The sequence below is a fragment of the Flavobacterium sp. GW821-FHT12A05 genome (assembly GCF_058807735.1).
On sequence record NZ_JBXAQY010000003.1, the window covers coordinates 154,611 to 167,453 of the forward strand.

General features: G+C 32.7%; 5 protein-coding genes. 1 reads left to right on the plus strand and 4 read right to left on the minus strand.

The window, feature by feature from the left end:
• Nucleotides 1-22: 22 nt before the first annotated feature.
• The 4 genes from AC1RRQ_RS07410 to AC1RRQ_RS07425 form a co-directional block, all read right to left on the minus strand.
• Nucleotides 23-8,713 (minus strand): non-ribosomal peptide synthetase, encoded by an 8,691-nt coding sequence (locus tag AC1RRQ_RS07410; protein ID WP_493022373.1) that lies wholly within the window; start codon nt 8,711-8,713, stop codon nt 23-25.
• Between the two features lie 15 nt (nt 8,714-8,728).
• Nucleotides 8,729-9,250, minus strand: a complete 522-nt coding sequence (locus tag AC1RRQ_RS07415; RefSeq protein ID WP_493022374.1) for a UpxY family transcription antiterminator — start codon at nt 9,248-9,250, stop codon at nt 8,729-8,731.
• Between the two features lie 266 nt (nt 9,251-9,516).
• The gene (locus tag AC1RRQ_RS07420; protein WP_493022375.1) at nt 9,517-11,475 is read right to left on the minus strand and encodes an ATP-binding protein; all 1,959 of its coding nucleotides are present in this window, start codon (nt 11,473-11,475) and stop codon (nt 9,517-9,519) included.
• Nucleotides 11,476-11,601: 126 nt separating this feature from the next.
• Nucleotides 11,602-11,817 carry a hypothetical protein gene (locus tag AC1RRQ_RS07425; RefSeq protein ID WP_493022376.1) on the minus strand — a complete coding sequence of 72 codons (216 nt, stop codon included), beginning with the start codon at nt 11,815-11,817 and terminating at the stop codon, nt 11,602-11,604.
• Nucleotides 11,818-12,130: 313 nt separating this feature from the next.
• Here AC1RRQ_RS07425 and AC1RRQ_RS07430 point away from each other — a divergent pair, with 313 nt between their 5' ends.
• Nucleotides 12,131-12,799, plus strand: a complete 669-nt coding sequence (locus AC1RRQ_RS07430) for a response regulator (protein WP_493022377.1) — start codon at nt 12,131-12,133, stop codon at nt 12,797-12,799.
• Nucleotides 12,800-12,843 lie beyond the last annotated feature (44 nt).

The window sequence follows — 12,843 nt, forward strand, 5'->3', positions numbered from 1 at the left end:
CCATCTTCTATTTTGAAAATCATTACAAAATAATTTCGTCTTGATCTTGTTCCTGAAGTACTGTATCTAATTCATGATTTTGAAGAATTGAAAAGTGCAGCAACGCTCCTAAATCCCGTATGTTTAAGGTATCATATAAGTTTGTTATAGAAAGGACCGTATTGTATGTTTTGTTTATTTTATTAATCAAAACTACAGCCTGCAGGCTATTACCTCCCAGTTCAAAGAAATTATCTTCAGTTCCTACTATCGCTGGATCGAGTTTTAAAACTTCGGCCCAAATATTTACCAATGCACTTTCTATATCGTTTTTAGGAGCAGCATAAGGCACCGTTTTCAAATCGGACACTGTTGGGTCTGGCAATGCTTTTCGTTCTATTTTTCCGGTTCTTGTTAACGGAAATTGTTCCAGAGTTATATAGATTGTCGGGATCATGTATTTAGGTAATATTTGTCCTAAAGCCATTTTTACTTTAGCTGCTTCAAAATCTTCAGTCACCCTTATATATGCCGTTATATAACTGTTTCCTTGTAGTTCCTTCAGTAAAACTACTGCTTCTTTTATCAACTCAACCTGTTCTAATTGATACTCAATTTCAGATAGTTCTATTCGCAGTCCGTTGATTTTTACCTGAGAATCTTTACGCTGCAAAAATTCAATTTCACCGGTAGGAAGCATTTTTCCTATATCGCCGGATTTATAAACTCTGCCTTTTCCTGTTACCGGATCTGTTATAAAAACTTTCTCTGTTAATTCCTCTCTGTTTAGATAACCTAATGAAAGGTATTCGCTTTTGAAAACAATTTCTCCCGTTTGATAAACACCTCTCGGTTTGTTGTTTTCATCTAATAAGAAAATTTCCGTTTCTTCAACTACTCTGCCCAGAGGTATATTGTTTCTGGTTAATTGAGACTCATGTTTTAAGAAATTTTGAGCCACAATAGTAGATTCAGTTGGTCCATAATCGTTTACTAAAAAAGCGCCTTCAAGGAAATGCTTTTTAAATAAATCCAAATCTGATTTGTGGCATGATTCTCCACCTAAATCAATTAATCTTATGCCAGGCAGCAATTTACCTTCTTCCAGTCCTTTTAAAAAGTTTCTATAGATAGTAGGCACCATGTGTATAATCGTAATATTTTGAAGCTGCAGCCAGTGCGAAAGCTGATCAAGCCCGTTTTCGACTATATCATAAATACTAACTACAGCACCATTTAAAATGGCACCATAAATATCTTTTACAGAAGCATCAAATGTATAAGTAGAGAAAACACTTAAATTATCCTGTGCTGAAATGTGAACATTATTCGTATATATTCTAATAAAATGAAGTACATTTCTTTGGTTTTGCAAAACTCCTTTTGGCATACCCGTAGACCCTGAAGTATACAATACATAAGCTTCTGCAGAAGCGCTTACCGTATTCTCTGGATTTGAAATTTCCGGAAGATTATAATTTTCAGACAGTTTTATGATAGATAATTGCGGTAATTCCTGTTGCAGCTGTTGTGCTTTTTCTAAAGTGGAACCGTTGCAGACCAACTGATCGCATCCTGAATCTTCAATAATGAACTGAATTCTATTTAATGGGCTGTTTGCATCTATAGGCACATAAGTAAATCCGGCTTTAAGCACGCCCAGCATTCCTATTACACAGGTTTCATTGTGATTTAAAAGCAAGGCAATGCGCTTTGTTGACTGATTCGCTTTTTCTATAATTTGCTGTGCTAAATGGTTGGCACAATTATTCAGTACTTGATAGGTAAGTGCCGTATTATTACAATATACTGCCGTACGATCTGGAAATCGTTTTACTTGTTTTTCAAATCGCTGCGCTATACTTTGCTGGATTTCTTCTGCCTCAAAAAACTCAAAATCATTAGTTGGTTTCAAATCTTCTTCCTGACCAATATAGTTTTCAAATATTTTTACAGATCGTAACGGTTTTTCGCTATCGACTGCTATTTGATCTATAATCGACAAATAAGCCTCTATCCAATACACAATGGTTTCTTTTTTAAAGAGCTCATGATCGTAAACACAGTTGATGCTGTAACCATTAACAAAACTTTTTATATAGCATTCTATATCAAATTTTGGAGCAGCTTCTAGCACTTCGTGGTTTGAACTAAAGTCTGTTATTGTTTCCAGCGCTTTTGTATCAAAATCAACCATGTTTAAAAAGACCGGACTTAGAGGAAAACGATTATCATTAAGAGGAGCATCAATCAATTCTAATAACTGTTCAAAAGGATAGTTTTGATGTGCCAAAGCGTTTATTAAGGTTTCATTCACCTGCTGTAACCATTTTCCAAAAGATTCATTCTCATTTATTTTATCACGCAGCATAAGCGTGTTTATAAAGCAGCCTACCAGGTCTTTTAATTGATAATGATTTCGGTTGGCCACCGGAATTCCTATAATAATATCTTCTTCTGAAGTAAGTCTAAACAAGAGCATTTTTAGCGTAGCAGCAAAAACAGCAAAGACACTTGTTCCGTTTCTTGAAGATAATTCTTCTATCTTTTTCTTCTGTTCTTTGGTAATGTAAACAGTATAGGAAGATGAAGTGCTGTCGTTCGTTTTTAGTTTAGAGATGTAATCCGACGGTAATTGCAAATAAGGCAATGGTCCGGCTAATTGTTCTTTCCAATAATTTTCCTGAGCACTAACTTGTGATGATTGCAGCACCTTATTCTGCCATTGTGCATAATCTTTATATTGTATTGACAATTCCGGAAGTACGGCCGTTTTTCCTGTTACGGCAGCATTATAGAGGTTCATTAAATCTCTGGATATAACGCCCATAGACCAGCCATCACATATACTATGGTGTATGTTAAAGTACAATCTATGAGCTGAACCATCTTTTAAAATGGCTATTTTAAACAAAGGATAGGTATCAAGATCAAACTCATGCTCGAATACTTCGTTTTTAATATCTGATTCCAATTCAAAATACGGAATAGCTGCCGGCAGATGAGATAGTACTTTTTGTTTCGGAATACCTGCATCTTCTACAAATATGCTTCTTAAAATCTCATGACGTTCCAAAAGAACATTAAACGAGGCTTCAAAAGCTGCAGAATTTAAATTCTGCGGTAAATCAAGCGTGCTGTAGATATTAAATTCTCTGGATTTTCCGTCGATTTTATAAAGCAGCCAATATCGAATTTGCGAAGGAGATAAATCATAATATTCCTGAGAAGCTAATTTTTCGATTTCATACACTTCTTCCTCCGAATCATTTAAAAGAACGGCATGGCTTTTTAGATTGGTATTCGTATAAAGTGTTTTAAGATCAAGCGCTGTTTTAAATGTTTTCTGGTATTCGCTTAATAGTTTAGTTAATAATAAACTATGTCCGCCAAGTTCAAAGAAATCATCAGTAACACCAATTTTTTGATGTCCTAAAAGTTCCTGCCAGATTACTGCAATCTTTGCTTCGGTTTCGTTAGTTGGCGCAGCGTATTCTTTTTTCAGAATATCTGATTCTGAAACATCCGGTAATTTTGAAAGATCTACTTTTCCATTTGCGTTTAATGGTACAGTTTCCAGTGCGATATAATAACTAGGTACCATATAATCAGCTAAATGCTCTTTTAAATAATCTCTAAGTGATTTTTTATCTACAGCTGATGAAGCAGTATAGTAGGCAATTATAGCTGGTTCATTATTTACTTCTTTTACAAGCACTAATGCATTGGATATTGCAGCGTCATATTCTCTAATAACATGTTCTATTTCTCCTAATTCAACTCTATTACCGCGAATTTTAACCTGATTGTCTTTTCTTCCTATAAATTCAAGATTTCCATCAGGCAGCCATCGGGCTAAATCTCCCGTTTTATACAGCTTTTCTTCTGCTAAAAATGGGTTTTGAATGAATTTTTCTTTGGTGAGTTCAGGCTGATTCAAATAACCTTTTGAAAGTCCAATTCCCGAAACACATAACTCTCCAATAACGCCAACTGGCTGCAATTTTAAGTTATCGGATAAGATATAAACTTCAGTATTAAATACGGGTTTTCCAATAGATACTTTTTCTTCCAAAGCTTGTTTACAATCATAATAAGTCGTTACAACAGCATTTTCCGTTGGGCCGTAATTATTATAGATTTGTAAGGACGTGTTAACATTATAATTTAAGCGTTCTCCTCCGGTAAGTATTATGGTTGATAATGTTAGATTGTCCTCTGCCATAAGATCCTGGCATATTTTTGAAGGCAGGTAAGCATGAGTAATCTCCTTTTCTTGCAAAAAAGACACTAATTTAGAGGTCTGAAGACGTATTTCTTCTTTTTGGATTGGATAAAGCGAAGCACCTGATATAAGATACGGGTAGATTTCCCAAACGGAAGCATCAAATGCAACTCCGGAAAATAAAGTTCCTCTGCTGGATTCATTAACCTTATAGGCTTCTTTATGCCAAAAACACAAGTTTACCAAACTCTGGTGCGTAATCATAACGCCTTTTGGTTTTCCTGTAGAACCCGAAGTAAAAATTACATAAGCCAAATCTGTACTCAATCTTTTAACTTTTGGCTGTAGAGATGAGGTTTCTTTGCTATAAAATACATCAAGAAAAGCATCATCTATTATAGCTTTGGCGTTTACTTCTTCCAGAATATCTTTGATTCTGTTTTCAGGGTAGTTTATATCGATAGGCACATAAGCGGCACCTGTTTTTAAAATTCCTAATAATGAGATAAGCAAATGTTCGCTTCTCTCCAGTTTAACAGCGACCAGATCCTGTTTCGTGATTTGATAATTTTCGATTAGATAATTTCCCAATCGATTAGACAATTCATCTAATTCAATATAAGTCAAAGTCTTATCCTCTGTCACAACAGCCATTTTTTGAGGTGTCTTACGTACTTTATACAAAAAGTGGTCTATAACGGTTTGATCGGTATCAAAAACAAAATCAGTATCGTTAAAAGTGTTCAATAGAATTTCTCTTTCGTTTTCAGAAACTAAATCTATTTCTTCCAGCGCGATTTCAGGAGTTTTTACAATCTGAAGAAACAAATTCTCCAGGTGCTCCGCTATTCCCTGAACAAATGCTGCAGTATAAATATCGGTATTATAAAGAATTTCTAAATGAAGTGATTCTTTTTCCGTAAAAGTAAAGACGATATCAAACGGAGAAACAGCACTGCTGATTTCGAAATCTTCCATAACAATATCAGAAGAATTATTATTTGCAAAGCCAGCTACCTGATGCTGATTTTGAAGCACCACCATAATATCAAATAAAGGTGATCTTGAAGTATCTCTGGAAATTTTTAATTGCTCTACCAAAGCATCAAATGGAAAATTCTGATGTTCGTAAGCTTCTAAAAGATGTTTTCCTGTCTTTTGCAGCAATGTCGAAAATTCTTCTTTTTGATTTACTGCTGTTCGTATGGCAAGTGTATTAATATACAAACCAATCTGATTTTCTAAATCCGGATGCTCACGTCCGGCAATAGGAGTTCCTATAACAAGATCGTCCTGATTGCTGTATCTGGATAACAATGCATTTACTCCTGTCATTAACACAGTAAATAGTGTTACCTGATAATTCTTAGAAAGAGTTGTTAATCCGTTCAGTAATTCTTTTGAGAAAGTATAACGCTGCTGATTCCCTGAATATGTTTTTACAGCAGGACGACTCGTATAACCCGGTATTTGAAGCACTGGTACTGTTTCTTCAAATTGTTTTAGCCAATATTCTTTTGCCGTTTTATAGTTGTCATTATTCTGTTCATCATTTAGCCATACCGCATAATCTTTAAACTGAACCGGATTTTGAGGTAATGTAACAGCATCTCCTTTTTCTAAAACTGCATAATTTTCTAATACTTGCGCAGTTAATACTTTCAGCGACCATCCGTCGCTTATAAGGTGGTGGATCGACAAGTAAAACACAAAATTATCATTAGCAGTTTTTAACAACGAAACTCTAAATAAAGGTGCTTCGGCCAGATTATAACTTTGCTCGTTTTTTTCTCTTATATACTTTTGAACCGCATTATATGGTAATTCCTGATTAGAAAAATCTTGATTTTCTACAACAAAATGAAAATCCTGATTTGGAATACTATATTGTTTTACTGTTCCTTCGTTATCTTTCTTAAAAATTGTTCTAAGGACTTCATGATGTGCGACAACCTGCTCAAATGCTTTGATAAAGTTATCAGCATGAAGTGCTCCTTTTAATACTACTGCTCCCGAAATTTGATAGGCCTCGTTACCGCCCTCTAACTGACTTAATAACCATAATCTTTTTTGAGAATGTGTCAGCGGATATGATTCTGAATAAGGAGCCAAAGGAATTGGCTGATACTCCTTGTTTTTAAGTACTTTTCTTAAATCACTGATCGTAGGATTGGTATAAAATACTTTATACGGAACACTCTTATTAAGCTTTTTGTAGATGGCATTAATAATCTGCGAAATCATTAAACTATGGCCTCCCAATTCAAAAAAATGATCGTTCATGCCTATAGGCGAAATTCCCAGAATTTGCTCCCAAATTTGAACCAATTCTCTCTCTACGGCATCTGCAGGCGCTGTATAATCTTTTTTAATAATAGTAGTATCCGATATTTCAGGAAGAGCGTCCTTGTTTACTTTTCCGTTAGGTGTTAGCGGAATCGTGTCTACTTTTATAAAGTAGGAAGGAATCATGTAAGCCGGAAGCTGTTTTTCTAAGTAAGTTCTTAATTGTGTTTTATCTACAGCAGTATTTTCTAAATAATACCCTGCTAAAACATCTGCCCCCTTATTCTTTTTAACCGCAGCAACTGCTTGTAATATGTTTTCAGAAAACGAAAAAATGGCATTTTCTATTTCTCCGAGTTCAATACGATAGCCTCTGAGTTTTACCTGATGGTCTTTTCTTCCTAGAAAGGCTAAGTTTCCATCCGGCATCCATTTTGCTAAATCGCCCGTATCATACATCTTCTCCCCTTCTTGAAAAGGATTTTCTATAAACTTAGCAGCGGTTAATTCCGGCTGATTGAGATAACCTTTGGCAATTCCATCTCCGGAAAGATATAATTTTCCAATAACACCCGCCGGCACTAATTGCAACTCTTCATCTAAAATATAAGCTTGTGTGTTGCTGATAGGTTTTCCAATAGGAATGCTTTGATATATTTTTTCTGATGATAATTGATAACAAGTACTATATGTTGTGTCTTCTGACGGACCGTATAAATTTCTTATTTCGGCATTAGTCTGCAATAGTTTATTGGCTATATCTACCGGAAAGGGTTCTCCTGCAAGATTAATTACGCTGACATTTTCAAGAGAAAAACCTTCCTCTAAAATATTTCGCATACTCGAAGGAACGGTGTTCAATAATATATTATGATCTTTGACTAATTCTCCTCCAATCTCTAAAGAATTGTTTAATACTTTTATTTTTTTACCAATTGAAAGCGGATAGAACATTTCATACACAGACAGATCAAAACAATGCGAAGTCGCTGCGTAAACAATGTCAAAACTTTGACTATTAAATTCCTCTTGCGCCCAATGAATTAAAGCAACAGCATTTTGATGGGTTATCATTACGCCTTTAGGGTTTCCTGTAGTGCCCGAAGTGTAAATAATATAAGCCAAGCTGCTGGATGTTGTCTTATTTGATGGATTTTCTTTAGCGTATTGAACTTGGTTTTCCTGAAAATCACAGTATACTGCAGCATCAACAACCAACTTGCAATTACTGTCTTTTTCTATGTAGGTAATTCTTTCCTCAGGATAATTTACATCGATAGGAACATAAACAGCTCCTGCCTTTAAAACCGCCAATATAGTGATAAGCAGTTTTTCGCTTCTTTCCATTTTAACCCCAACAAAATCACCTTGGGCAATGCCATGCTCTTTAATAAAATAATAGGAAAGCTGGTTTGCCTGTTCATTAAAAGATTCATAAGTAAGTACTGTTTCTTTACAGACAACCGCAATATTTTGAGGTGTTTTATCTGCTTGTCTTTCTACAATTTCGGCTAGTGTCAGCGTATCGTCGTATTTTGAAGCATTCGACGCATCTAACAGCGCTCTTTCTTCCTTTTTGGAAGTTAAAGGAATCTTAGATGCCGATATATTAATATATTCTTCTAATTCTTCCAACCAGATTTTAAAATTATTTAAAAAATGTGAGACAATAGTACTGTCAGCAAATTGGTCAGAATAATATAATGAAATTTTTAAACTCTTATTTTTTAACTTTTCAACATAAAATGACAATCCGTAATACGAGTCATCTAGTTTATTATGAACCCCATAATTAAACTGATAGGGAATATTATTTACAAAGGATGTTTTTTCAGCAAATGCTTCATCAAAATAAGGCGCATACTTATAAACTTCTTGAATTTCTTCTTTAGTTTCCTGCATAAACTCTTTTAGCGTTTTTTGCCCAATCGATTGAAATTCATAGCACAGCAGCTTTTCTTGAGAAGGTAAAAATGATTTTGAAGACAAAATATTACAATCTCCAAAATACCGTTGCAGCAGCATATTATAAAGTGTAATTAAAACAGTAAATTCAGCAACGGTATTTTCCGTTGTCAATTTGTAGAAATAAGAAAGTTCCTGAGCATCAACTATAATAAAATTAATAGAAGAACTTCCCGGAAAACTTTCTTTAGAATAAACAATTCTACTGTTTTTTTTATGCCAATAGTCTTTAGCTATTTTGTTGTTGATGTGATCCATTTTATTATAATTATTTTATACCGTTAGTTTATTAAACAAGAAGCTGGCTGGGATAGCCGCAGTTATGTTTTGCTGCAATGATTCTATACGAACAATGATTTTATGTTCATTATTTATTTTTACAACTTTGCAGTTGAAGCCCGAAAGCGGACCATCTGTAATCTCCATTAAATCGCCAATTTTTGGCATCATAGAACTAGTCTCTATGTTGGTAATGTATTCTTTACCAATTAGAAGCTTAATTTTATTAATTTCTTCCTCAGAAATTTTAGCATACTCTATTCCAAAACGAATATACATGCACGCCCCGCTTACTGACAGCGCTTTGTAAAAATTGAGTGAAGAGTTAATGTATACAAAAACATAAGACGGGAAAAGCGGCTTTTGAACAACTGCCTTCCTTTCCTTCCATTGACGATGTTCTTTTACTAAAGGCAAAAAAACTTCCATTGATAAATCTTTAAGCGCTTCGTATACTTTTTTCTCATGGCGAGATTTAACATATAGAACATGCCAGCCATTGTTAGTTCCATTCATAATAAGATAAAGTATAGGCTTTTAAACATAGCTTACCTATCCTCTGTTACGAAAATAACAGTAACATCTATCTAAAAATTACGGGCTTTTGATATAAAAATTACGGGCTTTTATATCCAATGTACAAACGATTAATAATGAGCGGATAACCTAAATATAACGCAAGAAATACTATTGAGTACAAACAATGTAATCAATAGTATCTTATGAAGAATTTGAAATTATGGATTTAGCTGAGAATGGTTAATTTGGGGTATAGATAAGTTCTAAAAATTAAATGTAACTTCAATTTTTGTTCCTTCTCCAATTTTCGATTCAATGTTAAATTGACCTTTTAAAGAATTTGCCCTTTCTCTCATATTATTTAATCCAATACCATTTCTTTTATTTTTAATATCAAATCCATTTCCATCATCAGTAATAGTCAGTTTTAAAAGATTGTTCTCCTCACACTGAATTTTTACTTCACAATTTTCTGCATTTGCATATTTATTAATATTTAAAATAGCCTCTTGAATTATGCGATATAAATTTATTTTATAGATATTTTGAACAGTCGACCATTCAAAAGTTTCGTCATTTATATATTTAAACTGAGTACCGCTTATATCTCTTTGATTTTCGATTAAACTTAGCAGCAGCACATCAAAATCATTACCATCAAAAAAAGAACCCCGGCTTAAGTCGTGCGATATAGTTCTAATCTCATTTTCAATATTTTGCAGCTCATGTATATATACTTTTCTTTTTTCAATTATGGCTGCATCTGTTTTAGAATTAAAAAAACCAAGATTCATTCGAACACCATAAATTTTGTTCATTACACCATCATGTAATTCTTTTGCAATTCTGGCTTTTTCATTCTCTTTGGCAACATCTATTTTTTCATGCTGTTCCGTCAGCAGCTGGTATATTTCTTCATTCGCTTTTTGATGTTTCTTTAAAAACTGCAGCTCTTTATTTTTGTACTCTAAATACCTCAAAACAAAAATTACTACCAGTAATAAAATCAGCCCAAATGAAAAAATTAAAATGTAAAAGTTCCTTTTTGTCAAAACTTTGTTTTCATCCTCTATCCTTGAAGTTTCATACTCAATTCTGGCATACTTATTATGAGTATTTTTTTGAGATGCATTAATACTGTCACTTACTCTAATGTATTTATTGGTATAAAAAAGACGGTTCTTTTTATCTAATTTTGAGAGCAGTTTTAATGAAGTCAAAACCTCATTAAAGTTTTTAATTTTATTGGCAAGCTGATTTGCTTCCTTTAGGCTTTTGATTGATTTCAGCGTATCTTTTTGAGTTAAAAAATACTCGCCTATATAAATCTTTTTATACAATACATCCGATTCAATTCCAATGCTGTCTACAATTTTAAGAGATTCTAAAAACATTGATTCCACATTTTTATAATCTCCATTCTTCATTTTAGAATAAGCCAGATTACTTAAAACATTAGCATACAATTTTGGCCATTTCTTCTTTAAATCCTCTGAAACGAGACCTTGCAATTCCTTTATAGATTTTGAATATTGTCCCTGAAGGTCGTATAAATTACAAATATTAATAATTGAGATAACGTTATAATTATTGATATCATCTTTAATCTTCATACTTTTTATCTCAGTCAGCGCCAGATTATGATACCTTAATGCTTCGTTATAATTTGCTGACTTCTCTAAACAGTTTCCCATTAAGGTATAACAAGAATATAACAATTTATGATTTCCAGATCCTTTTAAATACTGCAACGCCTTTGAAACCTCAATTTCGCATTCTATATAATTAGCATCATAAAACAAAACATGCGCTTTGTTAAACAACATTCTGGCTACATTATTATAGTCGTTTACTGCATAGTATATTTTCTCTGCTTTTAAATAATAAAAATAGGCACTGTCTTTTTTAGAATTTTCATAGCAGTCGCCCACAAAGTAAGATGCCTTTGCCATTCGAATGGTGTCATTAACCTGAGTAGATAAATGCAAAACCTTGAAACTGGCGGCTAAAGATTTTTTTAAATTATTGAGGTAATAGTATTCAGAAGCAATATCCAGATAAAGATTTCTGGTAACCGAATCGTTTTTTCTGTTTTTTAATAAAACCACTATAGAATCCAGATAATGTTCTTTTTTACTTTCTGATAGTTCATTAATATGAATTTTATCAAATAAGATAGTTTCATTTTTTTTACATGAAAAAAAGGAAAATACGACGAACAAAAAAAATAGAATTCTGGAAGGAGTTTTCAAGATCAAATTATTTTTAACAGTTTCAAATATACTATTTTGAAACATGTAAAGAGTATGTAATTTTAAAATAAATTACATACTCTAATCTGCCTTTTACTATCTTGGAGGTTTTGGATTGTTTGGTTCTCCATTAGTTCTATATACTCCAATTGAGTCGGTTTTGGTTTCTTTTAACTCTTTTTTTAAGCTCTCAATCGATAAATCTTTTAGATCGCTGCTTTTAGCATCCTGAATTTCATAATCATCATTTGAACAGGAAAAAGTTAATAAAGCTAAAGAAAGTAATCCTAAAATTTGCATTTTTTTTCTCATAAAAAAGTGGGGTTGATTATTTACTTTAACAAAAGAACAGCTAATACTTAATTGGCATTTACGGTAAATCCGTAATATTACACTTACATATATAAAAAAAACAAATCAATAACAAACTATTAATCACTAGATAACAATCGACTCTAAATTTCACAATTCAATGCTCGATAGCGTGTAATGATTGGATGTTTTTTTTCAAAAAATAAAATTTTCCTAAGTTATTTAATAGTAAAAAAAACCTGATTCGAAAAATTGTACGTAAAGTCCGTAATATTTTTATTAGATTTGTTTCAAATAGAATCCCCCATAAATTATGAGCCTAAATATGTTAATAGTTGATGACCATCCTATGACCGTGGATAGTTATGTCAACCTCTTGTCGGATAAAGAATTTCAGGAAAATCCGCCAACTTTTATAAAAAGTCATAATTGTGAAGATGCTTATAGTAAAATCATGCTTCACTTTAAGCAAAATATTAATATTGACTTTGCATTACTCGACATTAATATGCCCCCTTTTAAAAAAATGAATATTAATAGTGGTATTGATTTGGCATCTTTAATTAGAGAAAAATTTCCTAATTGTAAAATAGTTCTCCTTACAATGCGAAGTGAACCTTTAACTGTAGACAAAATTATAAAAGGAATACAGCCTGAAGGTTTTATAGCAAAAACTGATATCAACTTTGAATTATTTTCGATAATCTGCAAGAGTATTATTGAAGGAACAATATATAGAAGTCCTACAATAATAGAATCCCAAAGAGAATTATTTAAGAAAAATATAAATTGGGATAATCATGACAATCAGATTTTAATTTTAATTTCTGAAGGAGTAAAAACGGTAAATCTTCCGGATTATATTCCTCTTTCGATGAGTGCTATAGAAAAAAGAAAAGCAAACATTAAAGATCAGTTATTAAAAGGAAAAGGAAGCGATAAAGATTTAATAGAAAAAGCGAAGAACTTAGGATTGTTATAAAAAGTTAAAAATAAAAAACGAGTTAAATGGATACTATTTAACTC